This window comes from Streptomyces sp. A0642 (assembly GCF_004795105.1).
In the GTDB taxonomy this organism is placed as follows: domain Bacteria; phylum Actinomycetota; class Actinomycetes; order Streptomycetales; family Streptomycetaceae; genus Streptomyces.
In genome coordinates, this window is the sequence record NZ_SSBL01000002.1 from 630,312 (window position 1) to 656,658 (window position 26,347).

The 26,347-nt window shown below is 72.6% G+C and carries 21 protein-coding genes and 3 tRNA genes; 17 read left to right on the forward strand and 7 right to left on the reverse strand.

Annotation, left to right across the window (positions count from 1 at the left end; genetic code table 11):
• Positions 1-274: 274 nt before the first annotated feature.
• Positions 275-871, reverse strand: a complete 597-nt coding sequence (locus E6R60_RS06435) for a histidine phosphatase family protein (protein WP_136325415.1) — start codon at positions 869-871, stop codon at positions 275-277.
• Positions 872-1,147: 276 nt separating this feature from the next.
• Here E6R60_RS06435 and E6R60_RS06440 point away from each other — a divergent pair, with 276 nt between their 5' ends.
• The 7 genes from E6R60_RS06440 to E6R60_RS06470 all read left to right on the forward strand — a co-directional run bounded on the left by E6R60_RS06440 (position 1,148) and on the right by E6R60_RS06470 (position 7,559).
• The gene (locus tag E6R60_RS06440; protein ID WP_168713549.1) at positions 1,148-2,119 is read left to right on the forward strand and encodes a phosphatase PAP2 family protein; all 972 of its coding nucleotides are present in this window, start codon (positions 1,148-1,150) and stop codon (positions 2,117-2,119) included.
• Positions 2,025-3,191 (forward strand): hypothetical protein, encoded by a 1,167-nt coding sequence (locus E6R60_RS06445; protein ID WP_240802410.1) that lies wholly within the window; start codon positions 2,025-2,027, stop codon positions 3,189-3,191. Before E6R60_RS06440 ends, E6R60_RS06445 begins: the two co-directional genes overlap by 95 nt.
• A complete protein-coding gene (locus tag E6R60_RS06450; protein ID WP_136325416.1) occupies positions 3,182-4,810 on the forward strand; it encodes a hypothetical protein in 1,629 nt (542 codons plus the stop codon). Before E6R60_RS06445 ends, E6R60_RS06450 begins: the two co-directional genes overlap by 10 nt.
• Positions 4,807-6,141, forward strand: a complete 1,335-nt coding sequence (locus E6R60_RS06455) for an AAA family ATPase (protein WP_136325417.1) — start codon at positions 4,807-4,809, stop codon at positions 6,139-6,141. The genes E6R60_RS06450 and E6R60_RS06455 overlap by 4 nt, the downstream gene beginning before the upstream one ends.
• Before the next feature lie 127 nt (positions 6,142-6,268).
• Positions 6,269-6,610, forward strand: a complete 342-nt coding sequence (locus tag E6R60_RS06460; protein WP_136325418.1) for a hypothetical protein — start codon at positions 6,269-6,271, stop codon at positions 6,608-6,610.
• Between the two features lie 159 nt (positions 6,611-6,769).
• Positions 6,770-7,495 carry a bifunctional DNA primase/polymerase gene (locus E6R60_RS06465; RefSeq protein WP_136325419.1) on the forward strand — a complete coding sequence of 242 codons (726 nt, stop codon included), beginning with the start codon at positions 6,770-6,772 and terminating at the stop codon, positions 7,493-7,495.
• Positions 7,486-7,559, forward strand: a tRNA-Lys gene (locus E6R60_RS06470). The genes E6R60_RS06465 and E6R60_RS06470 overlap by 10 nt, the downstream gene beginning before the upstream one ends.
• A 58-nt stretch (positions 7,560-7,617) precedes the next feature.
• On the opposite strand, the gene E6R60_RS06475 is transcribed toward E6R60_RS06470, so the two are convergent.
• The gene (locus E6R60_RS06475; protein ID WP_136325420.1) at positions 7,618-8,832 is read right to left on the reverse strand and encodes a M6 family metalloprotease domain-containing protein; all 1,215 of its coding nucleotides are present in this window, start codon (positions 8,830-8,832) and stop codon (positions 7,618-7,620) included.
• A 438-nt stretch (positions 8,833-9,270) separates the two neighbouring features.
• On the opposite strand from E6R60_RS06475, the gene E6R60_RS06480 reads away from it, so the two are divergent.
• Positions 9,271-11,139 carry an EAL domain-containing protein gene (locus E6R60_RS06480; protein ID WP_136325421.1) on the forward strand — a complete coding sequence of 623 codons (1,869 nt, stop codon included), beginning with the start codon at positions 9,271-9,273 and terminating at the stop codon, positions 11,137-11,139.
• A gap of 22 nt (positions 11,140-11,161) precedes the next feature.
• Here E6R60_RS06480 and E6R60_RS06485 read toward each other — a convergent pair whose 3' ends face one another.
• The gene (locus E6R60_RS06485; RefSeq protein WP_136325422.1) at positions 11,162-12,259 is read right to left on the reverse strand and encodes an LLM class flavin-dependent oxidoreductase; all 1,098 of its coding nucleotides are present in this window, start codon (positions 12,257-12,259) and stop codon (positions 11,162-11,164) included.
• Positions 12,260-12,371: 112 nt separating this feature from the next.
• Positions 12,372-13,151, reverse strand: a complete 780-nt coding sequence (locus tag E6R60_RS06490) for an aspartate/glutamate racemase family protein (protein WP_136325423.1) — start codon at positions 13,149-13,151, stop codon at positions 12,372-12,374.
• Positions 13,152-13,336: 185 nt separating this feature from the next.
• Between E6R60_RS06490 and E6R60_RS06495 the strand changes: the two genes are divergently transcribed.
• The 8 genes from E6R60_RS06495 (at position 13,337) to E6R60_RS06530 (ending at position 20,613) form a co-directional block, all read left to right on the forward strand.
• The gene (locus E6R60_RS06495; protein ID WP_136325424.1) at positions 13,337-14,296 is read left to right on the forward strand and encodes a D-2-hydroxyacid dehydrogenase; all 960 of its coding nucleotides are present in this window, start codon (positions 13,337-13,339) and stop codon (positions 14,294-14,296) included.
• A 257-nt stretch (positions 14,297-14,553) separates the two neighbouring features.
• Positions 14,554-15,456 (forward strand): ectoine/hydroxyectoine ABC transporter substrate-binding protein EhuB, encoded by a 903-nt coding sequence (gene ehuB, locus E6R60_RS06500; RefSeq protein WP_136325425.1) that lies wholly within the window; start codon positions 14,554-14,556, stop codon positions 15,454-15,456.
• 19 nt (positions 15,457-15,475) lie between these two features.
• Positions 15,476-16,210, forward strand: coding sequence for an ectoine/hydroxyectoine ABC transporter permease subunit EhuC (gene ehuC, locus E6R60_RS06505; protein ID WP_136325426.1), 735 nt, complete (start codon positions 15,476-15,478; stop codon positions 16,208-16,210).
• Positions 16,207-16,851: an ectoine/hydroxyectoine ABC transporter permease subunit EhuD gene (ehuD, locus tag E6R60_RS06510; RefSeq protein ID WP_136325427.1), complete on the forward strand. Its 645-nt coding sequence runs from the start codon at positions 16,207-16,209 to the stop codon at positions 16,849-16,851. The genes ehuC and ehuD overlap by 4 nt, the downstream gene beginning before the upstream one ends.
• Positions 16,841-17,692 carry an ectoine/hydroxyectoine ABC transporter ATP-binding protein EhuA gene (gene ehuA, locus E6R60_RS06515; protein WP_136325428.1) on the forward strand — a complete coding sequence of 284 codons (852 nt, stop codon included), beginning with the start codon at positions 16,841-16,843 and terminating at the stop codon, positions 17,690-17,692. The genes ehuD and ehuA overlap by 11 nt, the downstream gene beginning before the upstream one ends.
• Before the next feature lie 166 nt (positions 17,693-17,858).
• Positions 17,859-18,617, forward strand: coding sequence for an IclR family transcriptional regulator C-terminal domain-containing protein (locus E6R60_RS06520; protein WP_136325429.1), 759 nt, complete (start codon positions 17,859-17,861; stop codon positions 18,615-18,617).
• A gap of 289 nt (positions 18,618-18,906) precedes the next feature.
• Positions 18,907-18,980 (forward strand) — tRNA-Lys (locus E6R60_RS06525).
• A 130-nt stretch (positions 18,981-19,110) separates the two neighbouring features.
• Entirely contained in the window at positions 19,111-20,613 is a 1,503-nt protein-coding gene (locus E6R60_RS06530; RefSeq protein ID WP_136325430.1) for an MFS transporter, read from the forward strand.
• 117 nt (positions 20,614-20,730) lie between these two features.
• Here the strand turns inward: E6R60_RS06530 and E6R60_RS06535 are convergent, their stop codons facing one another.
• The 3 genes from E6R60_RS06535 to E6R60_RS06545 all read right to left on the reverse strand — a co-directional run bounded on the left by E6R60_RS06535 (position 20,731) and on the right by E6R60_RS06545 (position 25,069).
• Positions 20,731-21,321, reverse strand: coding sequence for a lytic polysaccharide monooxygenase (locus tag E6R60_RS06535; RefSeq protein WP_136325431.1), 591 nt, complete (start codon positions 21,319-21,321; stop codon positions 20,731-20,733).
• Positions 21,322-21,477: 156 nt separating this feature from the next.
• On the reverse strand, positions 21,478-23,724 hold the full coding sequence (locus E6R60_RS06540; RefSeq protein WP_136325432.1) for an SPFH domain-containing protein: 2,247 nt from the start codon (positions 23,722-23,724) through the stop codon (positions 21,478-21,480).
• A gap of 25 nt (positions 23,725-23,749) precedes the next feature.
• The gene (locus E6R60_RS06545) at positions 23,750-25,069 is read right to left on the reverse strand and encodes a peptidoglycan-binding protein (protein WP_136325433.1); all 1,320 of its coding nucleotides are present in this window, start codon (positions 25,067-25,069) and stop codon (positions 23,750-23,752) included.
• Between the two features lie 183 nt (positions 25,070-25,252).
• Here E6R60_RS06545 and E6R60_RS06550 point away from each other — a divergent pair.
• A tRNA-Lys gene (locus E6R60_RS06550) sits at positions 25,253-25,326 on the forward strand.
• The last annotated feature ends 1,021 nt before the right edge of the window (positions 25,327-26,347 follow it).

Genomic DNA, 26,347 nt, shown 5'->3' on the forward strand with positions numbered 1-26,347 from the left:
CCCCCGGGCGGAACGAGAACGCCGGCCCCATCAAGCCCGTCCGGCGTTTGAGGACGGAACCCTCGGCCTGCACCGGGGCGCACCAACCAGCCCGCCCGGCGCTTGAGGGCAAAGGCCCGCGCCCCGGAACGGGCGCACCGGTTCCGTCCTCAAGCGCCGGACGGGCTGGAAATCGCACCCCGGCCACGATTCCGCGCCCACCCCCGGGGCCAAGGGTTCCGTCCTCAAACGCCGGACCGGCTGGAAGGCACCGACCCGCCGAGCGCACCGCGTGCTACCGCTCCAGGTGCCCTGTGTCGTTCCACCGCTCCAGGGCCGGCGCCCCGTACGCCCAGCCCAGGACCGACAGCGACGTCGGGTCCAGGCGGATGCGGGCCGCGAACGACGCGTCCTCGCCCAGCCACCGCGCCGCCAGCACCCGCAGGATGTGGCCGTGGCCGAAGACCAGGACGTCGCGGTCGGCCGAGCGCGCCCACGCGACGACCTCGTCGGCGCGGGCCGACACCTGGGCCATGGTCTCCCCCGACGGCACCCCGTCGCGCCAGATGAACCAGTCCGGGCGGATCGCCTTGATCTCCGCGGGCGTCATGCCCTCGTACGCGCCGTAGTCCCACTCCATCAGGGCGTCCCACGGCTCGGCCCGGTCGCCGAACCCGGCGATCTCACACGTCTCGGACGCCCGCACGAGCGGGCTGGTGCGGACTTCCAGGCCGGGCAGGTCCGCCCACGGTCCGCGGTGCAGTCGCTCCCCGAGCAGCTTGGCCCCCTCGCGCCCGGAGTCGAGCAGTGGAATGTCCGTCCTGCCGGTGTGATTGCCCTTGACGGACCATTCCGTGCGGCCGTGCCGGGCCAGCAGGATGCGCGGTTCCATGTACAGCTCTCCCTGAAAAACTGAGACCTGAGATGCGGGATCTGAGATCTTGGACGTCGGCGGGGACGAACGGGGAACGGATCGTCCGGATTTCCATCATCGCGTACCTTCGCGGGAGGCAACCCGTGGGGCCGCCCCGGCGTCCCACTGACCACAGACGAATCCGAGCAGCTGTGCAGCGCCCGAAAGTCCACCCCGGGCGAACGGCGGCCGACCCGCACCGTACGGTGGAACGCCCGCCGTCGGCCGCGTGAACACATGATGGAGAACTTCCGGATGCCGCATGCCACCACCGCGCCCGCGCCGAGCCCCCGGCCCCGCTGGTGGACCGAGCTCCCGCTCCTGGCCCTGGTGTACGGGGCGTACTCGGGCGGCAGGCTCCTGGTCCGGGGCGACGTGTCCACCGCCGTCGACCACGGACTGCGCATCCTGGATCTGGAGAAGGCCCTCTTCCTCAACGCGGAACACCCGCTCAACCGGCTGTTCACCGCGCACCCGTCCATAGGCATACCCGCCGACTTCGCGTACGCCTCCCTGCACTACCTGGTCACCCCCGCCGTCCTGATCTGGATGTTCCGCCGCCACGCGGCCGCGTACCGCAGGGCCAGGACCTGGCTGATGACGTCGACGATGCTGGGCCTCATCGGTTTCACGCTGATGCCGACCTGCCCGCCGCGCCTGCTGGCCGCCGGGCACGGTTTCGTCGACACGATGGCCCAGTACAGCTCGTACGGCTGGTGGGGCGCGGAGGCGAGCGCACCGCGCGGCATGGGCGGCATGACCAACCAGTACGCGGCGATGCCGAGCCTGCACGTCGGCTGGGCCCTCTGGTGCGGCATCCTCCTGTGGCGCCACGGCAGGCATCCGCTCCTGCGGGCCGCCGGCATCGCCTATCCGCTGATCACCGTCATCGTGGTGATGGGCACAGCCAACCACTACTTCCTCGACGCCGTCGCCGGAGCCGCCGTCATGGGCGTCGGCGCGCTGCTGGCCAGGCCCGTGCTGCGCCTCGCCGACCGGGTCAAGGACGCCGCCCGGGCCCGCTTCGCACGGGTGTCCCCCGCCACGGGGTCCCCGGATGTCAGTGCCGGATGCAAGACTTCCGCGGGTGAGCGAATCCCCGGCCAGCGGACCTCCTCCGCAGACCCCGCCGATGCAGCAGCACCGGCCGGCCCGCCTGCCCCGGCCGATGTCCCCGCCCCCGCGGGAAGAGCCGCAGGCGGTGACGCTGCGACGGCGGCTCGCTGAGCTGAGGGGCCCGGCCGTCGCACCCCGTCCGCTGGACGCCCGCGCGCTGGCCGCCCTGGCCGCCAACCCCGGCTGCAAACGGCGCGCCCTGCTCGACGGCGCCGGGGTCGACAAGGGCGCGCTCGCGGCCGCGCTCGGTTCGCCGGCCGCCTTCGGCCAGTCCCAGTTCGCGTTCATGCGGGGCAACGCCTTCGAGGCCCGGGTCAAGGCCGACGGGGGTACGGAGCTGATGCGCCTGCTGCACCAGGCGTTCGGCGTGCCCGGCGAACCGCCGGGTGACGTGTCGGCGCCCGACCTGACCGCCGCCGGCCCCGAGGGCCGCGCGGCCCGCACCGCGCTCGCCCTGCGCGAGGCGACCGCCTCCGGCGGCTGGGCGCTGCTCGACCACCCGATGCTGGCCCTGGAGGTGGCGGGGTCCCCCGCCTATCTCGAGCCGGACGCCGTGGTGGTCCACCCCGACGGCACCTGGACGGTCGTCGAGATCAAGTCGTTCCCCCTGATCGACGGCTCCGCCGACGCGGCGAAGGTGGGCGCGGCCGCCCGCCAGTCCGCCGTGTACGTGCTGGCGCTGGAGCGGGTCGCCGAGGTGACCGAGGGCGCGGAGGTCGGCCACCGGGTGCTGCTCGTGTGCCCCAAGGACTTCTCCAACCTGCCGGCCGCGTCCGTGGTCGACGTACGCAAGCAGCGCGCGGTCACCCGCCGGCAGCTGACCCGGCTCACCCGTATCGAGGACATCGCGGCGGCCCTGCCCGAGGGCACGACCTTCGATCCGGAATGCTCGCCGGAGGAGCTGGACACCGCGGTCGAGTCCGTCACCGCGGCGTACGCGCCGGAGTGCCTGGCCGCCTGTGAGCTCGCGTTCCACTGCCGGGCCAGGGCCCGCGCCGCCGGTGCGGTCGAGGCGCTCGGGCGGAGTGTGCGCGGTGAGCTCGGCGGGCTGACCACGGTCACCGGCGTGCTCGCCGCGGCCGCCGGCAAGGAGGGCGACCCGGCGGACCCGACGGTCGCCGCACTGCTCCGCGCGGCCGCGCTGCGCGCCGAGGCACTGGAGGGCAGCACCGCATGTCGCTGATCGGCACCCTGGCCCGGCTGGAGGCCGTGGAGAGCGGCCGCGCCCAGCCGATGGCCACCGTCCGCCACCGTCACCTCGGCGACCGCCCGCTCGTGCTGGTGCCGCTCACCACGGCGGGAGAGGCGGGCGCTCCGCTCGGCGCGCTCGTCGGCACCGACCGGGACGCGCCCCGCCTGCTGGCCGTCGCCCAGCCGCGCGACCGCGACCTGCGGTTCGCGTTCCTCGCCGAGCTGGCCGAGTCGGTCCTGCCGTACATCGAGTCGTACGCCGACGGGGTCGAGCCCGCCGAGCGGAGTGAGACCGACCCCGGCACCGGCAAGAAGGTCAAGGTCGAGACCGAGCTGTGCACCGACGCGGCACAGCTGATCGTGCCGAGCCGGGCGGGCATCGAGTTCGTCCGGCTGCTCGGCCGCTCCATGCGGTTCCGGCGCACCGCCGAGGACGACCCGGACACCCCGTATCCGGCGCCCGCCCGCGTCCCGCTGCTGGGCCGCTGGCTGACGCACTACGGCGAGCGGGCCCGGGTGCCCGGCTCCTCGCTGCTGCTGGCCTGCACCGATCTCCTCAACCGGCACTGGGCGACCGGCCAGTCCTCCCTGGAGGACCAGCACCTGGGCGCCCTGCTCGCCTGGATCGACCCGCCGGCCGGCGGCTCCGGGGCCGAGGCCGCGCTCCACGCCGAACTGGCCCGGGACGCCGGGGGCCAGCTGCTGTGCCCCCCGGCCGGACCGGCGACCGATCCGGACTTCGACAACCGGCTGCTGGCCCCCGCGATCGAGAGGTACGACCGGGCCCGCACCTCGCTGGCGGCAGCCGAGGACGGTCTGGCGGCCGATGCCCGCCTCGCCGCACTGACGGCCGCGGAACGCGAGATCCGAGGACTGCTGGCCGGCGTGCTGCGGCCGACGTGGGACGCGGTGTGGCGGGGCCTGGACCTGCTGCGGGAACTGCCGGAGGGATCCCGGGCCGAGGACCGCTGGACCCGCGACCGCTGGTCGTTCACCGGCCATCGCGACCGGGTGCGCGCCGGTGAGCCGCCGCAGCCCCGCCGGGACGACGCGGTGACGGCGGCCCGCAAGCTGGCGGCGCGGGAGACGGCGCAGGCCCAGCTGGAGGCCCAGGAGGCGCTGGACGATCCGCTGGTGCTGGCCGGCCGGAGGCTGGCGGGCGAGGCGTTCCTCGGCGAGGTCACCGCGGTGGAGATGGCGTACAGCGAGTCCAAGCGCCCCTCCCCGCGCCCGCTGGTCACGGTCCGCACGGCCGAGCAGCCCCATCTGGGCGAGCGCGTGAAGGTCTACCGCTCGCTGGACGGCAAGCCGCAGACCGCCGAGTTCGCGGGCCGGGCGGTGACGGACGACGGCGGGGAGGCCGGCGGCGACGGCGGCACGCAGTCCTTGGTGCTGCGGATCACCGACCGGATGGGCCGCGGCAAGGAGCCCGCCCCGGGCTCGGTGCCGGAGCCCGGTGACGTCATCGCCTGGACGCTCTTCGAACACGATCAGCGCGGCGGCCCGCAGCTCCCGGACCCCGAGGACACGCCGTGGACCCACGGCGGCCCGCCGGGCGGCGCGACGGCTGCCGAGCACCCCGACCCCGTGACCACGGAGGACCTGCTGTGACGGCGGTATTCGACCCGGGCGCGGCGGCGGGCCTGGCCACCGAGCGCATCCTGGACGACACACTGAACGGCTCCGCCCGCGGCATCGTGGTCGACTCGCCGCCCGGGGCGGGCAAGTCGACCCTGGTGGTGCGCGCCGCGCGGGAGCTCGCGGCGGCCGGACGTCCGCTGATGGTGGTCGCGCAGACGAACGCCCAGGTCGACGACCTGGTGGTGCGGCTCGCCGAGAAGGATCCCGGCCTGCCGGTCGGCCGGCTGCACAGCAACGACTCCGATCCGTACGACAAGGTGCTGGACGGCCTGGCCAACGTACGGAAGTCGGCAAAGGCGGCGGACCTGGCCGGGCTCGACATCGTCATCTCGACGGCGGCGAAGTGGGCCCATGTGAAGAACGTCGAGCCGTGGGGCCACGCGATCGTCGACGAGGCGTACCAGATGCGTTCGGACGCGCTGCTCGCGGTGGCGGGACTCTTCGAGCGGGCGCTGTTCGTCGGGGATCCCGGCCAGCTGGACCCGTTCTCGATCGTCGGCGCGGACCAGTGGGCGGGGCTGAGCTACGACCCGTCGGCGAGCGCGGTCACCACCCTGCTCGCGCACAACCCGGAACTGCCGCAGCACCGGCTGCCGGTCTCGTGGCGGCTGCCGGCCTCGGCGGCGCCGCTGGTTTCGGACGCGTTCTACCCGTACACCCCCTTCCGCAGCGGTACGGACCACGGCGACCGGCTGCTGTCGTTCGGGGTCCCGTCGGACGGGTCGGCGGCGGACCGGGTGCTGGACGAGGCGGCGGAGTCGGGCTGGGGCCTGCTGGAGCTGCCGGCCCGGCACACCCCGCGCACGGACCCGGAGGCGGTGCGGGCCGTGGCGCTGGTGGTGCGCCGGCTGCTGGACCGGGGCGGCGCGGCGACCAGCGAGCGTTCCCCGGACCCGGCTCCGGTGACGGCGGACCGGGTGGCGGTCGGCACGGCCCACCGGGACCAGGCGGCCGCGGTCCGGGCGGCGCTCGGCGAGCTCGGGGTGACGGGGGTGGCCGTGGACACCGCGAACCGGCTCCAGGGCCGCGAGTTCGATGTGACGGTGGTCCTGCACCCGCTCTCCGGCCGCCCGGACGCCACCGCGTTCCATCTGGAGACCGGCCGGCTGTGCGTGCTGGCCTCCCGCCACCGGCACGCCTGCATCGTGGTGTGCCGGGAGGGGGTTTCGGACCTGCTGGACGAGCACCCGTCGACGGAACCGGTGCAGCTGGGCGTCACCGTGAAGTTCCCGGACGGCTGGGAGGCCAACCACGCGGTACTGGCCCATCTTGCGGAACACCGGGTGGGCTGGGCGCGTTGAGCACGGGGGCGTGTGCGGGCGCGGGCCGTCGCACGCCCCCGGGAGTTCGCGAGGACCGCAGGCGCCCTTGCGGGGGGCTGGACAATGGAGGGTGGCCGATCGGGCCCACCGGAGGAGGAAGAACCCCATGGCACAACCCGAGCGGAACGAGCAGCAGCGGCTGCGCCCCGCACCCCTGCTCTTCGAGCCGTCGGCCGCCGTCGCCGATCCCGAGCACTTCTTCGACCTGGAGTCGATGGATGACCCGAAGGAGCTGCTGAGCCGCGCCACCGAGCTGACGCTGGCCTTCCGTGCCGCGACGGACCGGGCGGTCGAGTTCCAGGCGATCGCGGCGGCGCAACTGGCGGACCCGCGCCGGTTCGACCGGCTGACGACCGCGGACATCGCGCGTCGGGCGGAGTGGACCGAGGACTACGCGGTGAAGATGGTCGAGTTCGGCCGGAGCCTGCTGAACGAGCCGAAGCCCTGACGCCGCGGCGGTCCGCCCGAGACTCCTCGCCCGGGCGATCACTCCGGGTACAACCGTTGGCATATGCCAGGTGGGCAAGATACCCCTCGCGACCCCGCCCTGTCCCGACTTTCGGCAACTCATCGAATCCGGTCGATCACGCCCGGTACACCTGGGTGCATGACCGCATGGCTGCCAGACGAAACGACCCTGCATCTCGGCGACGGACCCCGCCGTCACGATCACACCGGTGAGGGCGCCGACCTCTTCGCCGTCCTGCGTGAGCAGGCCGGCCATCAGACGGCCCAGGTGACCGCGGCCGGCGCGGCCTGGCTGGCCGGCGCCACCGCGTATCCGCGCAGCACCCTGGCGCAGTGGGAGTCGCACCCCTGCGCGCCCGGGGTCCTGCCGTGCGGTTCCGCCTTCGACGTGGTGAACGTGCCCACGCTCTTCGGGCGACGGATGCTGGAGCACCTGTGGGCCGACGGTCCGGGCTCCGGCCCGGTCGCCACGCACCGGGGCAGGATGCTGCTGTTCGCCTCCCCCGGCACCGCCCAGCGCCTCCCCTCACTGCTGGACTGGGAGGAGTGGGGATCCGGCCCGCGAGGCCGGGCCGCCGGGCGTCCGGCGGCGTCGGACGACGACGGCCCGAAGGTGCCCCCGCTGCTCTGTCACGGTTCCGGGGACGCGGTGACGGTGCCGCCGCTGACCTGCGGACCGTCCGCTTCCGGGCCTCGCTGGCTGGTCGCTCCCGACACCCGCAGTCCCTGGCTCCCGGGGCCGGACGTACTGCTCTGGGCCTGCGTCCGGGTGGCCAGATCGGTGCCCGCCCCGTCGCCCAGGATTTCGATTTTTCCTCCCACGGATCAGGGTGCTAATGTCTACGACGTCAGCAGGCGCCGCTAGCTCAGTTGGTTAGAGCAGCTGACTCTTAATCAGCGGGTCCGGGGTTCGAGTCCCTGGCGGCGCACAGACGGAAGAAGCCCCCTCGCGAGAGCGAGGGGGCTTCTTCGTTGGCGTGGCCCGCTCTACGTTCCCGTCGTGATCCGGACCGTCCAGGCCCCCGACGGCGTCCGGTCCGTGACTTCGACCGTGGTGTGGACGCCGGGGACGGAGAACGTCTCACCGACCCTCAGCGGGGCGTCCGCGAGCGGCGGATAGACCGAGCGGTCCCAGCAGGCGTCGGTGTCCGGGTGGGTGTCGAGGACGTCGACGGGTCCGCCGCCGGACGGCGTCTCGTTGCGGATCCGGTAGAGCAGGACGCCTTCGGTGCAGGTGGCGCTGTCGTTGCCGGTGGCGCTGCGGGCCTCGACGGCCACGACGCTGCCCTCGCCGGTCCGGATCACGGCGAGCCGGGTCCCGATCGACGCGCCGGGCACGGGCACGGCCGCCATCGGCTCCAGGGTGACGAGCCGGTCGCCCTGGATGCAGGTCACCTGCCGGTCGTCGAGCCAGCCCAGCTTCCACTTGTGCCAGCCGAAGAGGTCCGGTGCGAGGCCGAACTGGCTGCCCATGACGTCCCAGTCGCCGACATAGGTGTCCCAGTCCCCCTTGCCGTCCGAGGGCCGGTGGTACAGGTCCGGCAGGTCGAAGACGTGGCCCGTCTCGTGGGCGAGGACGTTGTGGTCGGGCGGGTGCTGTTCGAAGACGGTGACGACGCGCCTGATGTCCGTCCCGTCGGCGCTCAGCGGCCGGTCGAAGTTGACGACCTTGGTGGCGTCGGAGTCGACGCCCGGGGCGTCCGGGTCGGCCACGAGGTAGACGACGTCGTACTTCGAGAAGTCGACGTGGGGGTCGGCGGCCTCGATCGCGTCGCGCAGATAGGCGCTGCGCCGGCCGCCTTCCCAGTCACGCTGTATCCCGTAGCTGACCGAAGGTTCGGGCATCCGGATCCACTGCCGCTGGGGGTGCGGGCGCAGGGTGAACTTTCCGTACGAGGCGCGCTGGAAGAACCGCGTGGTGGCGGGGAAGTGGTCGGCGGCGAGTTCGGCGGGCGTGGTGACGGGCCGGGAGTCGGGGAACGAGAGGAAGAGCATGACCGCGTCGAGGGTGTGGTCGGGCCGCGGGTAGGCGCCGTTCCAGTCGTCCAGGCCGAGCGAGTGGTGGACGCCGGTCCGGGGCAGCGCGCAGGGGGCCGCCTCTCCGCCGACGGCCGCGGCGGGGCCCGCGACGAGAGAGGTGGCGACGAGCGCCAGGAGGGAGACCAGCCCGGCCGCCACCGCGCGGGGAGTGGGTCGCTCCATCCCTGCGGGCCCTTGCTGACGCGGCACGTCTACCTCCGGTGCGGGGTGCGGCCTCCAGGACCCTCCTGACCCTGCTGACCCTTCTGACCACCTTGTGGCGTCGAGGGAGGTACGTCCTGTTGAGCTGCCCCAGTCGGGTCAGCGACCGATCCGGCCCACCTCCTTCACGTACAGTCACAATCGATCACCGGAACATCCGGAGGGAACAGAACCGCGCAGAAACAATCAGTCACGGGCAAACCGGATCACCCGGCGAATGGCTCAAGTACGGCGGACGCGAGGCCCGTAACGGTCGGGGCGCTGGAACGGCCGAGGTGCCAGCCTCTATGCTTCACCTCGCTTTCCTGCGCGGTTTCCGCCCCTGACAACGGCACTCCACGCGGCGGGCCAGGCCGACCTCAGGTGTCCGGGACAGAGACTGCACGGCGGGAGCGAACGGTGAGCGGAACCTCCGAAGGGCCCAGGCTCGCGGCAGGCACAGCCCCTCCTCCCCTCCCACCGATCCTCACGGAGAGTGACGGCACGTGGCCGTCCGCCGGGTCCCCCTCCGAGGCGCACGACTACCGCGCCGCGTTCCGGGTGGCCACCCTCCCGATGGCCGTCGTCGACCGCGAGGGCCTGATCGTCACCGCCAACGAGGCGCTGGGCACGCTGGCCGGGGTCGGCGCCGCGGCGCTGACGTCGCAGTCCGCGTCCGATCTGGTCGATCTCGCCGCCGACGGCCGCACCTGGCGCGCGTACCGCGAGGTCCTGCACGGCCGGCGCTCCCGGTTCCGCTGCACCCGGCGGCTCAAGCACCCCGACGGGCGCTCGCTGTGGGCGGAGATCACCCTCGTGCCGATGGCCGCGCCCGCCGGGCAGGGGGCCGGCGACGTCCCCGGACAGGTGCTGCTCACCGTCGCCGACGTCAGCGACCGGCGCGAGCTCCAGAAGCGGCTGCGCCACCTGGAAATGCACGACCCGGTGACCCGGCTGCCCAACCGGACGCTGTTCTTCGAGCGCCTGTCGGCGGTTCTCGAGTCCGTGCCGTACCAGGACGACAGCCTGCCCGGGCGGGGCCGGATCGGGCTCTGCTACCTCGACCTGGACGGCTTCAAGGCCGTCAACGACACCCTGGGCCACCGCACCGGCGACCGGCTGCTGGCCGCCGTGGCCGCCCGGCTCACGGACTGCGCCGAGCAGGAGGCTCCGCACCCCACCGGCGCACATCTGGTGGCACGCCTGGGCGGGGACGAGTTCGCGATCCTCGTCGAGGAGTCCACCGGTACGGAGCAGCTGACCGATCTCGCACGGACGGTGCTCGCCGCGTTGCAGCAGCCCTTCGACCTGGCCGGTCAGCGGCTCTCGGTCTCGGCGTCGATCGGCGTGGTGGAGCGGCCCGTCGCGGGCACCTCGGCCACGGGCCTGATGCAGGCGGCGGACACGACGCTGTACTGGGCGAAGGCGGACGGCAAGGCCCGCTGGACCCTCTTCGACCCCGAGCGCAACGCGCACCGGATGACCCGGCAGGCCCTGTCGTCCACGCTCCGGCCGGCGGTCGAGCGGGGTGAGTTCACCATCGAGTACCAGCCGCTGGTCTGCATGGCCGACGGTGTCGTACGGGGGGTGGAGGCGCTGGTCCGCTGGAACCACCCGCAGTTCGGCATGCTCTCGCCCAACCGGTTCGTCGCGATCGCCGAGGAGGACGGCTCGATCGTCCAGCTCGGCCGCTGGGTGCTGCGGGCGGCCTGCCGGCAGGCAAGGCGGTGGCAGCTCGACCACCCGGACGAGGCGCCGCTGTTCATCAGCGTCAATGTCGCCGTACGGCAGGTCTGGGACTCGGACCTCGTCACCGACGTCGCGGAGATCCTCGCGGAGACGGGTCTGGACCCGGCGCTGCTGCAACTGGAGCTGACGGAGTCCGCCGTGATGGGGTCGGCGGGCCGGCCGCTGCAGGCCCTCCAGTCGCTCAGCGACATGGGCGTCCGGATCGCCATCGACGACTTCGGCACCGGCTACTCCAACCTCGCCTATCTCAGCCGGCTGCCGGTCTCCGTACTGAAACTGGACGGCGCGTTCGTCCGCGGCTTCCGGTACGAGGACGGTACGCACCCCAGCCCCGCCGACGAGACGATCGTCGAGGCCATGGTCCAGCTGGCCCACCGCCTGGGCCTGACCGTCACCGCGGAGTGCGTGGAGACGGCCGGCCAGGCGGAACGGCTGCGCCGGATCGGCTGCGACACCGGGCAGGGGTGGCTCTACTCCCGCGCGGTCGCCCCGGAGCGCATCACGGAACTCCTCGGCGCGAGGGCCCTGAACGGCTCCTGACCCCGTCGGGCGCCGGGAGCCGTCAGGCTCCCGGCAGGCCGTACGCGTCCGCGATGAGGCCGTAGCTGCGCAGACGGGCCTCGCCGCCGTGCGCGTTCGCGGTGATCATCAGCTCGTCGGCGCCGGTGCGCTTGGCCAGGCCGTCGAGGCCCGCGCGGACCTCGTCGGCGGTGCCGTGGACGATGTTGCCGAGCCAGCCGTCGACGAAGTCCCGCTCCACCGGGGTGAAGGAGTACGCCTCCGCCTCCTCCGGCGTCGGCACGAGTCCGGGGCGGCCGGAGCGCAGGCGCAGCATCGACAGCGCGCCGGTCAGCACTTGGCGGCGGGCCTCCCGCTCGTCGTCGGCGGCCAGCGCGGCGACGCCGATCAGGGCGTACGGCGCGTCCAGCACCGCGGACGGCTTGAAGGACTCGCGGTACAGCTCCAGGGCCGGAATCGTGTTCTGGGCCGAGAAGTGGTGGGCGAAGGCGAAGGGCAGCCCGAGCATGCCGGCCAGCCGGGCGCTGAAGCCGGACGAGCCCAGCAGCCACAGCGGCGGGCGGTTCGGGGACTGGACACCGCCCTCCGAGGTGGCCTGCACGGGGCCGGGGACCGCGTGGATCCGGGCGTAGGGGTGGCCGTCGGGGAAGTCGTCGTCCAGGAAGCGCGTCAGCTCCATCAGCTGCTGCGGGAAGTCGTCGGCGCCCTCGTTCAGGCGCTCGGTGCGGCGCAGGGCGGCGGCGGTGGCGCCGTCCGTGCCGGGCGCGCGGCCGAGACCCAGGTCGATGCGGCCCGGGGCCATGGCCTCCAGGGTGCCGAACTGCTCGGCGATGACGAGCGGCGCGTGATTGGGCAGCATGACGCCGCCGGAGCCGAGCCGGATGCGCTCGGTGACGGCGGCGGTGTGCGCCAGGATCACGGCCGGCGAGGAGGAGGCGACACCGGGCATGGAGTGGTGCTCGGCGACCCAGTAGCGGTGGAAGCCGCGGCGTTCGGCGAGCTGTGCGATCTCCACACCGGTCCGCAGGGCCTGGGTCGCGGTGCGGCCCTGGCCCACGGTCACGAGGTCAAGGACCGAAAGGGGCACGGGTGCCGTCCCCTCCGCCTTGCCACGGATCTCGTCGCCTCGAATCTCGTCCACGTCCTGACCTCTCCGGTGGTGCGTCTGGTCCGGAGCAGATCAACAGGAGGTGGGCTCCGTTTATTCCGCCGACGGATACCGGCCCGTTGTGCCTTCGGCCGGTCCGGCCCCGCTAGGACGGATTGCCGTGGGCGTACGAGCGGCCGCTGCCCCACTCCACCGGCGCCGGCGGCGCTTCGCGGGCCTCGAAGAGGGTGCCGAGTCCGGGCGCCCAGGCGGGCCGGTCGGCGAGCCGGAGGGCTTCCCGGGCGGCCACCTGGTTCGCGGTGAGGACCGGCTTTCCGAGGAACTCCTCCAGCGCGGGGAGGTGGCTGACGGTGTGCAGGGCCGTGTCCGGCAGCAGGACGGCGTCGGCCTCGGGGCGGTCCGCCGCGGCGACCAGCTCCTTCAGCCGGTCCAGCCCCCAGCCTGCGGCCTCGGCGGCGCCGGTCGCGCCCTCCGCGTGGGTGGCGACCACCTCCATGCCGGTGGCGCCGAGGAAGGCGGTGAACCGTGCGGCGATGTCCTCGGGGTAGGTCGCGGCGACGGCGACCCGGTTGGCGCCCAGCTTCCGGACGGCGTGGACGAAGCCGAGGGACGTGCTGGAGGCCGGCACGCCCACCGCCCGGGCCACGGCCATGACCTGGTCGTGGGCGCCCTCGTGGCCGTAGAGGAAGCTGCCGCCGTCGCACGCCCAGACGACGGACTGGGCCCCGGAGCGCTGGAGGTCCTCGACGCCGGCGGCGAGCCTCTCGGGAGTGCCGAGCGCACGCAGGGCGTCCTCGCGGTAGGCGTCGTCGGGGCACTCGGTGTGGCGGACGACGAGCCTGATGGTGCTGTCGAGCAGGATCTCCATGCGCGGGTAGTCGTCCTCCGCGAAATGGCCCGGGTAGAGGAATCCGACGGTCGTCATGTCCACCCTTCCTGTACTGCCGTGCTGCCTGGGCTGCCTGTACCTGCCAGCTTTGCCGCTACTCATCCAAGTATTCCCCCATCCGCCCGTTCGCCGCTGCGACCGGTTGACGGGCCGGGGCGAGGCTGCGAGCGTGGTGCGTCCACGGCCCCTGCGGACCCAGCCGACGCGGAGGAACCGCCCTCATGCCGGAGCCCGTCCTGCTCGTCCTGGACGCCGATCCGCCGCCCCGCCTCGGCGCGCTGACCGGGCGGGTGCGGGTCCGCCACACCGACGGACCCGGTCTGGCCGGGGCGCTCCCCCGGGCCGACGTCCTCCTCGTCTGGGACGTCGCCTCGGACGCGGTGCGCGCCGCCTGGCCGGGCGGCGGACCGCGTCCGGCCTGGGTCCACACGGCGAGCGCGGGCGTGGACCGGCTGCTCTGCCCGGAGCTGGTGGAGAGCGGCACGGTGGTGACCAACGCGCGGGGCGTCTTCGAGCAGCCGATGGCCGAGTACGTGGCGGGCCTCGTGCTGGCGTTCGCCACGGACCTTCCCGGCACCCTGGACCTCCAGCGCCGCCGTCGGTGGCGGCACCGCGAGACCGCCCGGGTCGCGGGGTCGCGTGCGGTGGTCGTCGGGGCGGGCCCCGTCGGGCGCGAGATCACCCGGCTGCTGATGGCGCTCGGCGTCGAGGTGGCGCTGGTGGGCCGCACGGCCCGGCGCACGATCCACGGCGCCGGGGACCTGGACCGGCTGGCCGCCCGCGCCGACTGGGTGATCTGCGCGGCGCCCCTGACCCCGCGGACGTACGGGATGTTCGACAGCCGGTTCTTCGGGCTGATGCAGCCCTCGGCCCGGTTCATCAACGTGGGCCGCGGCCCGATGGTGGTCGAGGCCGATCTCGCCGGCGCGTTGCGCAAGCGGTGGATCGCGGGGGCGGCGCTCGACGTGTTCGAGCATGAACCGCTCGGCCCGGACAGCCCGCTGTGGGACGTGCCGGATCTGATCGTGTCGCCGCACATGAGCGGTGACGCCGCGGGCTGGCGGGACCGGCTGGGCGAGCAGTTCGTCGCGATGTACGACCGGTGGGCGGCCGGGGAGCCGTTGCCGAACGTGGTGGACAAGCGGCTCGGCTACATCCCGGGTACGGATGCGGAGGACTGACCCCGCCTCACCCGGACGTGCGCCCCGATTCGCCACCACATGACGGATATCTGCGAATGATGCCCCGTCACCCTCCTTATGCCGCAACGGAATACGGGCCGCACCCAATCCGTCGCACTCCGCCCGCATCAGGACACGGGAAGGTCACCCTCCGGCCGCCGTTCGGTTACATGCGACCGCCTCCTGCATAGACGTACCGGATCGGGCAGGCGCTCACCCTGTCCGGACCGTCCGACCCCTCCAGGAGATCGTGAACCATGGCTGACTTCCCTCACCTGTCCCGCCGGAGCTTCCTCAACCGATCGGCAGCTGTGGGTGGTCTGCTCGTCGTCCCGGGCCTGCTCACCGCGTGCAGCAAGACCGGTGCCGACTCCGCGGACGGCGAGGGGGCGCTCGCCAAGCTCCGCAAGCAGGGATTCGTCCGGGTCGCGTACGCCGACGAGGCCCCGTACGGGTACATGGAGGGCAAGGAACTCAAGGGCGAGGCGCCCACCCTGCACCGGGAGATCTTCAAGGCGCTGGGCGTGGACGAGCTGCGCCCGACCCTGTCCGAGTGGGACGGGCTGATCCCCGGCCTCCAGGCCGGCAAGTACGACGTGGTCAGCGCCGGCATGGCGATCACTCCCGAGCGCTGCGCCAACGCCCTGTTCTCGGAGCCCGAGTTCATCTCGCCGACCGCGCTGATGGTGAAGAAGGGCAACCCCAAGAAGGTCACCGACCTGGCGTCCGCGAAGGCCGCCGGGATCACCGTCGGAGTGATGGCGGGCGCCGTCGAAGGCTCGTACGCCGAAGGCGCCGGCATACCCAAGGACAGGATCAAGTCCTTGCAGAAGCCGCAGGACGGTGCGGACGCGGTCAAGGGCGGCCGCGTCGACGCGTTCCTGCTGACCGGCATCTCGCTGCGCTGGCTGGCCAGGACCAACCCGGAGACCGAGGTCACCGAGGCCTTCCTCCCGGAGCTCGACGGGGTGAAGCAGTACAGCCCGGGCGGCGCGGTCTTCCGCAAGGGCAACGAGGAGCTGCGGGACGCCTTCAACCGCGAGCTGAAGAAGATCGTCTCCGACCGGTCGCGCTATGGGGAACTGCTGCGGGACTACGGCTTCGGGGCCACCGAACTCCCGCCGGGCACGCTGAAGACGGCCGAACTGTGCAAGGGCTGACGGGAACGGGGCCCGCCGCATGAATGATTTCCTCTCCGCCTTCGCCGACGACCTGCCCCAACTGCGCTCGGGCCTGTGGGTGACCCTGGAGGCCACCGTTCTCGGCGCGCTGCTCGCGCTGCTTCTCTCGTTCGTCCTGGGCCTGATGTCGATCAGCCGGCTGCTGGTCGCGCGGGGCGTCTCCCGCGTGGTCGTGGAGTTCTTCCGCGGGACCTCGCTGTACGTCCAGCTGTTCTGGCTCTACTACGCGATGCCGCCGCTGACGGGGTACGAACTGACACCGCTGCTCTGCGGGGTCGTCGCCTTCGGCCTCAACTACGGGGCCTACGGCGCCGAAGTGGTGCGCGGGGCCATCAACTCCGTGCCGCGCGCGCAGTACGAGGCGGCGGTCGCGCTGAACATGACGCCGCTGCACCGGATGCGCAAGGTGATCCTTCCGCAGGCGTGGGTGCAGATGATCCCCTCGTTCACCAACCTCCTGATCCAGCTTCTGAAGTGCACGCCGCTGCTGTGGCTGATCTCGGCGGCCGACCTCATGACCGTGATCGAGAAGCTGCGCAGCCGCACCGGTGAGACGCTCACCGCGTATGTGACCCTGCTGGCCTGCTACTTCGTGCTGGCCTACGCGCTGACCCTGCTGATGAACCTGCTGGAGCGGTCCGCCAAGCGGCGGCTCGGCCTGGCGAGCGGCGGGGCGAGCCTGCTCAGGACCCGCAGCGCCGTGACCGCCCCGGCCGCCGGAGGTGCCCGGTGAACGACGGATTCGACTGGAACGCCGCCGGCGAGGCACTGCCCCTGCTCCTTCAGGGGTTCAAGGTCACCCTCCTCGCCACGGTGCTCGGCACGCTCGTCGCCGCGGTGCTCGGGCTGGCGATCGCGGTCGCCGGGCGGGCCCCCACCCGCTTCGTGACCGTGCCGGTGAGGGCGGTGATGGAGTTCATCCGCTCCACCCCGCTGCTGGTCCAACTGGTCGGAGCGGCAGCGGTCTTCACCTCGGTGGAGCCGCTGACGATCGGCATCGTGGTGCTGGGCGTCCACTACGCCACGTACACCTCGGAGGTGTACCGCGCCGGGATCGACGCCGTCCCGAAGGGGCAGTGGGAGGCCTGCCGGGCCCTGTCGCTGACGCCCCGGCGGACCTGGCAGGCGGTGATCCTGCCGCAGGCGGTGCGCAACGTGCTGCCCGCACTCGGGAACTACGCGATCTCGATGTTCAAGGAGACCCCGTTCCTCGCCGTGATCACGGTGCAGGAAATGGTTTTCGAAGCCCGTACGTACGGGGGCGACCACTTCGCGTACACCGAGGTGTTCACACTTGCCGGACTGGTCTTCCTGGTCGCGAGCTACCCCACGTCACTCCTGATGAGGAAGCTGGAGAAGCGCCTTGGCCACTGAACCCCTCCCCCTGCAGAAGACCGCGGCGACCGCCGCCGAGGACGCCGTCGCCGTTCCCGCCCCCCTGGACACCGGGCATCCGCTGGTCCGCTTCGACAAGGTCGTCAAGCGGTACGGGGACCACGTCGTCCTGGACCAGCTGGACTTCACGGTCGAGCGCGGCGAGCACGTCACCCTGATCGGGCCCAGCGGCTCCGGCAAGACCACGATCCTGCGGCTGCTGATGACGCTGGAGAAGGTCAGCGACGGCGTGATCCGGATCAACGGCGATCCGCTGTCGCACATGCCGGCGGCGGACGGCTCCCTGAAACCGGCCTCCGAGAAGCATCTGCGCGAGGCGCGGAAGAAGATCGGGATGGTCTTCCAGCAGTTCAACCTCTTCCCGAACATGAAGGTGCTGCAGAACATCACCGAGGCCCCGGTCAACGTCCTCGGCATGGACCGCGACCGGGCGGAGACCCGCGCGCGGGAGCTGCTGGACCTCGTCGGGCTGTCCGCGAAGACCGACGCCCATCCCTCCCAGCTCTCCGGGGGACAGCAGCAGCGGGTCGCGATCGCGCGGGCGCTGGCGATGGAGCCGGAGATCCTGCTCCTGGACGAGGTGACGTCCGCGCTCGACCCCGAGCTCGTGGCGGGCGTGCTGGAGCTGCTGGGCGACATCGCCAGGAACACCGACATCACCATGCTGTGTGTGACCCACGAGATGAATTTCGCCCGGGACGTGTCGGAGAAGGTACTGATGTTCGACGCGGGGAGGGTCGTGGAGTCGGGTTCGCCGGAAAAAATCTTCTCCGACCCCACACACGAACGTACTCGCGAATTCCTCAACGCGGTGCTGTGACCTCGGCATCCGTCGAACGGACTTGACGCTGGCATATGCCAAGAGGGTGCGCCGCAGCTTACGGGGCCGGGGCGCACCAGCCAGTAGTCAACAGCCGCCCCTGAACAGCCTCTTGGCGGCTATCGTGGTGGCAGAGCTTGCGGTCACAACCTGGTAGGGGGAAACCGTGGCGTTGAAGCCCGAACCGATCGCGCCGTTCCATTCGGTGCAGTACGCCCTTCGCGTGCTCGAAACGGTCTCCAAGCACGGCAACGGCGTGATGGACGCCCAGATCGCCCGGGAGACGGGGCTGCCCCTCGGGCATCTCACCTCCCTGCTCCTGACGCTGCGCCGCGAGGGGTACGTCGAGCAGATCACCGACGGCGCCTATGTCATCGGCGCCTCGCTGCTGCTCCTCGGCTCGGGCGCGGCCCGCCGGCAGGCCCTGGAGGCGCGGCTCCAGCAGACCCTGGTGCAGCTGCGGGACTCGGTGGGCGCCGCGGTCTACATCAGCCGGTACGTGGACGGCGAGATCCGGGTGACGCAGTACGCCGACAGCCCCGGGACCCCCGCGGTCAACGAGTGGGTGGACTTCCGGTCGGCGGCGCACGCCTCGGCGATCGGCAAGTGCCTGCTGACCCAGCTCGACCAGAACGGGCGGCGCGACCACCTCTCGCGGCACAAGATCGCCCGGTTGACCTCACGGACGATCACGAGCGAGAAGGCTCTCCTCTCCAAGCTGGACAGCCAGCCGGCGACGGTGCCCGTGCTCGACCTCCAGGAGTACGCGGTCGGCACGGTGTGCGCCGCCGTACCGCTGACGGCCGGGTCGTCGGCGGGCTGCCTGGCCCTGTCCCTGCCGGTCGAGGACGCCCACCGGCTGCGCGCGGCGGCCGACACGCTGAACCGGCGGGCGGCTCCGATGCTGCTCTCGCTGGCCCTCTAGGGCGCGTTTCGAAAGTCCCGCCTGCTCGGCGACGCCTGGCACTTCCCCGAGCTCTCGGCTTCGCTCGAGCAGGGGAGACCCCATTGCTCGCCGCGTTGTCGGGGTCGCCCCGATACAGCCAGTATCGGGGCGACCCTCCGCCTTGCGATCGCACGCACCAGACGCCGCCGAGCCCGCCCTCCGGGCGGACGGCGCTACTTTCGAAACACGCCCTAGCAGGTCCGCGGCGGGCCCATGGGCACGTGTCATCAGCACCCCTGAGGACCAGGTATTATTTTCGAGTCAGCAGGCGCCGCTAGCTCAGTTGGTTAGAGCAGCTGACTCTTAATCAGCGGGTCCGGGGTTCGAGTCCCTGGCGGCGCACAGACACCACACGAGGCGGTCTCCGTTCCACGGAGACCGCCTCGTGTGTTTTGTGCTGCCCGCGCTCATGTACAAGCGTTTTACACATACGTACTAGACAAACGTCATACACGCTCGTATATTTCCTGGCATGACGAATCCCACGAGCACGACCGCCCGTCCCGGCGATCTCGCCGGCCGTCGGGAGTGGACCGCCTTCGTGGTCCTGCTCCTCCCTCTCCTCCTGGTCGCCATGGATGTGTCCGTCCTCTTCTTCGCGATCCCGTCCATCGACCGGGACCTCGCCCCCAGCGCCACCCAGCAGCTCTGGATCTTCGACGTGTACGCCTTCGCGCTCGCCGGGCTCCTCATCACGATGGGTTCGCTCGGCGACCGGATCGGCCGCCGCAAGCTCCTGATGTTCGGCGCGGTCGCCTTCAGCACGGCGTCGGTGGGCGCCGCCTACGCCACCAGTCCGGAGATGCTGATCGGGGCCCGGGCCCTGCTCGGGATCGGCGGGGCGACGCTGATGCCGTCGACCATGGGCCTCGTACGGAACATGTTCCGCGACGAGCGGCAGCGCGGCCGGGCCATCGGCATCTGGTCCGGCGCGATGGCGGGCGGGATCGCGCTGGGGTCGGTGCTCAGCGGCGTCATGCTGGAGCACTTCTGGTGGGGTTCGGTCTTCCTGATCAACGTGCCCGCGATGGTGCTGCTGCTGGTCCTGGTGCCGGTGCTGGTGCCGGAGTTCAAGGACCCAGCCCCCGGGCGCTTCGACTTCCTGAGCGTGCCCCTGTCCATGGGGGCCGTGCTGCCGGTCGTCTACGGGCTCAAGGAGACCGCGGCCGAGGGGCTGGATCCACGCAACGGCCTGATCATGGCCGCCGGCCTCGTCGTCGGCCGGGTCTTCGTCCGCCGCCAGCGCACCCGCACCGACGCGATGATCAGCCGCGAGCTGTTCCGCGACCGGAACTTCGCCGCCGGGATCGGGCTGAACGCGCTGGCCGCGTTCGCCATGATGGGGTCGTCCTTCTTCACCACGCAGTACCTGCAGTCGGTGCTCGGGATGAGCACCATGGAAGCCGCCCTGTGGAGTCTGGCCCCGTCGCTGGCGGTGGGGGCGGCCGCACCGGCGGCCACCGCGATCGCCCAGCGGACCGAGCGCGCCCTGGTGATCTGCGCCGGGTTCGTCATCGCGGCCGCCGGTTTCGGTGTCCTCGCCCTGTCGGGGACGGACTCCCTGGCGCTCCTGCTCATCGGCTCGGCCGTGATGAGCAGCGGCATCGTCACCGTGATGGCGCTCGTCTCGGATCTCGCCCTGGCCGCCAGCCCGCCGGAGAAGGCGGGGTCCGCGGCCTCACTGCTGGAGACGGGGCAGGAGTTCGGCGGCGCGATGGGGATGGCACTGCTGGGCGCGGTGGCGACCGCCGTCTACACCGCGGACATGCCGGACGCGGCCCCGGAGGCGGCCCGCAAGACGCTGCCGGGGGCCCTGTCCACCGGTGACGGCTCACTGATCGCCGTCGGGCGGGACGCCTTCGTGCACAGCATGCAGTACGCCTCGGTGGCCGGAGGAGTGCTCCTGCTGGTGGGGGCGGTGCTGGCGGCGACGCGTCTGCGGCGGGCGGCCGCCCCGGGCCCGTCCACCACGTGAGGACGGCAGGCCGTGACGCCCGCCCGCCTTCCCCGCACTCCCGCAGCGGCGGCCCCGGCCGGGGCCGCCGCGCTCAGCCGACGGGCGAACCCGGTGGCGTGGTCCTCCGACCGGGCGTCAGAACTGGACGTCCGAGCACGCGTAGAACGCGTTGGCCGTGTCGGCTATGGTCCAGACGCTCAGGATGATGTGCTTCCCGGTCTTCTGGGTGGGGATGGTGCCCTGCTGGGTCAGGGTCGACGGCGGCTGCTGATTGCCGTACGGCACCGTCATGAAGGGCTGGGACTCCAGGTCGGACCTCTTGAGCGGCTTGGTGGGGTCCCAGCCGTTCTTGGTGATGTAGTAGCGGAAGTCCGTCGTGGCGTGGCGGGCGGTGAACTGCCAGCGGAAGCTGAAGCCCTGTCCGGCGGTGACCTTGGTGGCCGGCCACTTGCCGCCCCGCGGGTCGTCGAGCTGGGCGAACTCACCGTGGCCGCCGGAGCAGATCGCCCCGTCGGCGGGGCCGGCCGCCGGGAAGCCCTTGGGGCCCTCGACGCTCTGCGGCTCCCACTGGATGTTGCCGCAGCCCGTCACCGTGCCGTTGGCACAGAGCTTCTGGCGGCTGATGGGGTTGTCCGTGTACCCGTGGCTGCCGGCACTGCTGGTCGCGAACATCGAGACGCCCGCTACCGCGAGCCCGACCAGGGCCGCACCTGTCTTCTTACGCATTGCTGCCGCTCCTCGGAGACGTGGGGGAGGTTCCATGAGCACTGCTACGCGCGGTTCTGCGGTCTAGACCAAGTCCCAGATTATGGACCCGGCATGAACATGTCCAGACCAATGTGCGCGGGATTCCCGTGGTCTCCGAGGTGACGGAAGATCGGCTCAGGCGCCGTCACCACCGGTGCGGCCGGTGTAGAAGGCCACCGTCAAGTCCTTGACCAGGGACTTGCGTTCGTAGTCGTCCAGCTCCACGAGGCCCCGGGCGGTCAGCCGGTTGACGGTGTCGTCCACGGCGTCCACCACCGAAGTCAGCACGCTGTCGCGGTGCTTGGCGTCGATCGCCGCGATCCGGCGCCGCTGCATGGCCGCCGCCACCTCGGGCGCGTACTCGATGCCGGTCGGCTGCGCCGAGTACACCTCGACGCCGACCGGTTCGCAGTCCGCCTTCAGCATCCGGGTCAGCGCGTCGCCGACCGCTTCCGCGTTGCGCAGGGTGTGCGCGTCCTCGTGGAAGGCGTCGGCGGGCAGCTGCGAGAGGACCCGCGCCATCGCCGCCTCGACCTGCTCGCGCAGGTACTCCTCGTGGTCCTCGATCCCCAGCGTCGCCCGCGCGGTGTCCTTGACCCGCCATACGACGAGGACGACGACCCGCAGCGCGGTGCCGTTGGCGTCCATCGCGGGGAGCGGCTCGCTGCGCCAGTGCCGCAGCCGTACGTCGACCCGGCGGCGCAGCAGCAGCGGGCTGACCCACATCAGCCCGGTCCGCCGCACGCTCCCCCGGTACCGGCCGAAGAGCGTGAGCACCCAGGCGTACCCGACCCGTCCCCGGCTCAGACCTCCGAACGCGAAGAGCACCACGGTCACCAGCAGTGCGAGCCCCGCCCAGGCGCCGACGCCGAGACCGTCGTAGGGACGCGGGCCGATCCCGGTCCGCGCCAGCAGCCGGGCAGGCAGCGCCCCGGTCCACCACAGGGCTGCGCCGATCATCGCGATGCCGCCGAAACCGGTGAGCAGCGCGGCCCAGCCGGGCAGCGACGGCCCCGGCCGTTCGTGGAGCCGGGGGTCGGCGACGGGCGAGGGCCGGGTCGAGGGCCGCACCTGCGGAGCCCTCGCCACCGGCGCCCGCCGGACACCGGCCGGCTGCTCGCCGCCGGGGGCCCTGCGCACGACGTCGGCGGGCAGGGCCGCGGCGTCGGCCCCGGCCTCGGGCTCCTGGCGGAAGAGCAGGTGGACGGGGATGGAGGCCGTGCGCTCGTTGGCGATGACCGCCTGGTGCCGGCCGGTGTCCACGCGGGCGTCGGGGTCCCCCCAGGGGTCCGTACGGAACTCGTCGGCGTCCTCACCGGTGTGCTCCGGGGCCTGCTCGGGGTCCGGGGGAGGAGGCGGTACGGACTCGGGGGCTTCGGGGGCTTCCGTCGGCTCGGAGGGCGGGGCGACCGCGCGGGCCTCAGCAGCCTCGAAGAGCTCAGGGTTCTCCCGGGCCTCAGCAGCCTCGGAGACCTCAGGGTTCTCCCGGGCCTCAGGGTTCTCCCGGGCCTCAGGGAGATCCCGCGACTCAGGGAGATCCCGCGACTCGCGGGTGTCCCGGGCCTCAGTGACCTCATGGGCCCGGGAGGTCTCCCCGGCCTCAGGGGCCGCGTGCACCTCGGAGCTCTCCCAGACCTCAGGCACTGCGAGCGCCCCGGGTCCGGAGGCGGCTCGCTGGCCGGCCTCCGGCGCGGGAGCGGGGAGCAGGTGCGCTGCGTGCCCGCCGGCATCGCGGGGTCCCGTCTGCCCGCCGGCACCACCAGCTTCGGCACCGGCTCCGATACCGGCCTCGGCACCGGCTTCGGCGGCCCGGCGGACCCCCGGGCCGGGGGCGGCGGCCTCCCGCGCCGGGGCGCTCCCCGCCGCTTCCACGGCCTGCCCCGCCACGGACGCCGGTACCGACACCGACGCCGAGGCCGCCCCGAAGCCGGCACCCCGACGCTCGCGTTCACCCTTGCCGGGCAGCAGGTCGAGCACGAGGTCGACGACGGACTCCGCCCCGGCCGCCGACGGCCCGGACACCTCCGCCCCCGACGCGGACGGCCCAGCCTTCGCCCCGGACACCTCGGCGGGACGGTAGACGGCCGACGCCCCGGACACCTCGACCGGCCCGGGCGCCGGCACTCCGCGCACCTCGACCGGCCCGGAAGCACGCGCGCGCGAACCGGAAGCACGCCCGCCCGGATCGGAACCACGCACGCCCGGACCGGAAGCCGGCGCGCCCGCCCGTTCCGCCGCGGCCGCCCAGGCGTCCGTGACCGTCCCGACTCCCTCCGGTCCCACCCATTCCCGTACCGGCACCGCCCCGTACCGTCCCTCCCCGTACTCCAGGTCCTCCCGGTTCTCCGGGTTCCCGGAGCTGTCCGACACCGTGGATCGCATTCCCGCCTCCGTCATGTGCGTCGTGTCACGCGAAGAGTCGCCGCCAGGTCTCCGGACCCGGATAGCCGTCGGCCTCCGAGCCCTTCCATCCCTGGGCCTTCTGGAAGGCCTCGACATTGCGTCGGTCCGCCTCGGTCCACCGGGGACCGGGGCCCGACAGGTAGTGCTTGCCGTATCCCTTCTTCACCAACTGCCTGCCGAGCCTGTCGACATGGCTGTTGGACTGACCCGGCCGGAAATAGGCCCGTCCGGGGAAGCCCGGAACCGACGAGGAGCCGCCCGGCCCGGCCGCACCGCCCGCGGCGGGGATGTCGTGGCCGGTCCCGTTCACCAGGAGGCCCCAGGTGTCGGGACCCGGGAGGCCGTCGGCCTCCGAGCCCTTCCATCCCTGGGCCTTCTGGAACGCCTGCGTGGCGAGCCGGTCGGCGCTGCTCCAGGCGGGGCCGGGGCCCACCTTGTAGAAGCGCTTGCCGCCGCGGCCGACGAGCATCTCGCCGAGCCGGGTGACGTAGTCGTTCTTCGCGCCCGCGCCGAACATCCCGGCGCCCGGGAAGGGGGTCTTCGACGGGGTGCTGCCGCCGGTTCCGCTGGTCAGCCCCTTGTAGCGGTAGGCGACGTAACTTCCCGAGTGGGTCCAGTACGCCATGGGCGTCGTCTGCTTGCGGGCGTGCGGCTTGGTCTGCTCGTACGCCGTGTAGTGGGTGTGCGTGTAGTCGGTCCAGCCGCCGAAGATCGTGACGTGCGAGCCCTTCGCCGGGTCGGCGAGGTTGTGGAAGAGCAGGATGTCGCCGGGCTGGAGGTCCTCGCGGGCGATGCGCGTCCCGTACGCGGCGAGGCTGCCGGTCCACTCGTTGCCGGCCAGGTTCCAGGCCATCGACACATAGCCGGAGCAGTCCTGGCGGTATCCGTCCGACCAGTACTTCGTCATGCTGTACGGAACCTGGGCGGTGACCCATTTCTTCGCCCGGTTGATGATGTCGGCCCGGGTGGTCGTGCGCGGCGCGGCCGCGTCCGTCCGGGCCGGCGGGCCCGAGGCTCCCACCCCGCGCAGCGGCCCCGGTCCGCCCTGCGGACTGTCCGGCCCGGACGCGGCCGCGTCGGCCCCCGGGCCGGGGTCCGTCACCGGGGCCGGGTCCGCCACCGCCCCCGCCGCCTCCGCGAGACCGGCGCTCAGCACCACTCCGGCAGCGGTCACCAGCACCATCGCGCGCCGTGCGCCGTGCGCCGCCGGATGCCCTCCGTACCGCGCGGGCAGTCCGGCGGCCGCGGTGCGCCGCTGCACGGCGCACCCCGCACAGGTGCAGTCGATGGCGGGCACGTACTCCTCGAAAGCCGGCACAGTCATGCGATTCCCTCCGCACTCGTCAAGATCTTTGGGCGCATCTGCACGGGCGCCAGCGTGGCAACTCTGCTGACATATGGCATTTTGACGGATAGAAGAGAAAAAACGACCATCCGACAGGCCGTCACCGACGGGAAATGGTCAGGAGCACGGCCGGGGATCGGGTAGAGTTCTCCAGGTCAGCAGGCGCCGCTAGCTCAGTTGGTTAGAGCAGCTGACTCTTAATCAGCGGGTCCGGGGTTCGAGTCCCTGGCGGCGCACGCAGAGTAAGGCCCCCTCACCACGCGTGAGGGGGCCTTAGTCGTTTCGACGCGCTCCGCGGTCCCTCGCACGGGCGGCCCGCAGCCCGCCACGTCCGGGGCATCACGCCTCCGCCGGCCCTCCACGTCGCACCTTGCCCGCTCCCCTCACCCCCAGCGCGCGCGTCCGTGGCGGCCGCCGCCTCCGGGTGAGCCGACGGCACGGCGAGCTCTCCCCAGGCCCGTACCGCCCCCGCTCCACCCCCTCCCCCTCCCCGCCGCCGGGCCGTCGGCCGCGCTCCAGGGGGACTCGCGCCGGACGAGGGAGACGACCGGCCGACCACGCGGCCGCGCGGGCGTGCAGGGGGATGACCCAGGAGGTCGACGCCGCCGGGCGCCCGGCAGGACCACGCCTCCTCGGACCACGCAGCTCCGGAGACCCCCGCACCTGCGACCCGGGACCCGGCGGCGACGGCAGAAGAATGCGCTGCCCGGCCACGACTACGAGCACTCCAGCCGGCTCGCCGGGCCTCCGGCCCAGCCCCGGCCCCACCCGGCCCGCACCGCGAGCTTCCGCTCGCCCCTGCCCCAGGAGCCTCACCGCATCCGTTCGGCAGCCCTGCCAGGGGTCCGCCCCGCTCGTCGCGCTGAGCCTCTTCGCCCGGCCGGCACAGCCCGGGCCCCGGGCCCCCGAAGACCCCGGAGCGGATGCCCGGCTGCTTCCGCGCCCCGGACGTCGGCTTCGCCATCGGCCCGCAGGCCTGCGCACCAGGGCCACCCCCCGCCCTCACCGCGTCACCACATCACCGCGTCACCACGTCACCACGTCACCACGTCACCGACGAGCCGATACGGCGAGTTCACCCCACTCTGCCCGGCCCGTCCGCGTGCGGAGGGTGACCGGTTATCGACGTACCGTCAGAAATCCGCTGGGCGCGCGGAGTTCACGCCCCTACAGTGGGGCGTGCGGCGGACCGGACGCCCCCGGTGCGGCGGCCTCGGACGCCCCCCGACCTCCCGTGTCCGCGCCGGGCCACTCCCG

What these genes read in the sequence shown, in the direction of transcription:
- E6R60_RS06435 (WP_136325415.1), bottom strand. Translation starts at nt 871, where the DNA reads ATGGAACCGCGCATCCTGCTGGCCCGGCACGGCCGCACGGAATGGTCC.
- E6R60_RS06440 (WP_168713549.1), top strand. Translation starts at nt 1,148, where the DNA reads ATGCCGCATGCCACCACCGCGCCCGCGCCGAGCCCCCGGCCCCGCTGG.
- E6R60_RS06445 (WP_240802410.1), top strand. Translation starts at nt 2,025, where the DNA reads ATGCAGCAGCACCGGCCGGCCCGCCTGCCCCGGCCGATGTCCCCGCCC.
- E6R60_RS06450 (WP_136325416.1), top strand. Translation starts at nt 3,182, where the DNA reads ATGTCGCTGATCGGCACCCTGGCCCGGCTGGAGGCCGTGGAGAGCGGC.
- E6R60_RS06460 (WP_136325418.1), top strand. Translation starts at nt 6,269, where the DNA reads ATGGCACAACCCGAGCGGAACGAGCAGCAGCGGCTGCGCCCCGCACCC.
- E6R60_RS06465 (WP_136325419.1), top strand. Translation starts at nt 6,770, where the DNA reads ATGACCGCATGGCTGCCAGACGAAACGACCCTGCATCTCGGCGACGGA.
- E6R60_RS06475 (WP_136325420.1), bottom strand. Translation starts at nt 8,832, where the DNA reads ATGGAGCGACCCACTCCCCGCGCGGTGGCGGCCGGGCTGGTCTCCCTC.
- E6R60_RS06490 (WP_136325423.1), bottom strand. Translation starts at nt 13,151, where the DNA reads ATGACGACCGTCGGATTCCTCTACCCGGGCCATTTCGCGGAGGACGAC.
- E6R60_RS06495 (WP_136325424.1), top strand. Translation starts at nt 13,337, where the DNA reads ATGCCGGAGCCCGTCCTGCTCGTCCTGGACGCCGATCCGCCGCCCCGC.
- ehuB (WP_136325425.1), top strand. Translation starts at nt 14,554, where the DNA reads ATGGCTGACTTCCCTCACCTGTCCCGCCGGAGCTTCCTCAACCGATCG.
- ehuC (WP_136325426.1), top strand. Translation starts at nt 15,476, where the DNA reads ATGAATGATTTCCTCTCCGCCTTCGCCGACGACCTGCCCCAACTGCGC.
- E6R60_RS06530 (WP_136325430.1), top strand. Translation starts at nt 19,111, where the DNA reads ATGACGAATCCCACGAGCACGACCGCCCGTCCCGGCGATCTCGCCGGC.
- E6R60_RS06535 (WP_136325431.1), bottom strand. Translation starts at nt 21,321, where the DNA reads ATGCGTAAGAAGACAGGTGCGGCCCTGGTCGGGCTCGCGGTAGCGGGC.
- E6R60_RS06540 (WP_136325432.1), bottom strand. Translation starts at nt 23,724, where the DNA reads ATGCGATCCACGGTGTCGGACAGCTCCGGGAACCCGGAGAACCGGGAG.
- E6R60_RS06545 (WP_136325433.1), bottom strand. Translation starts at nt 25,069, where the DNA reads ATGACTGTGCCGGCTTTCGAGGAGTACGTGCCCGCCATCGACTGCACC.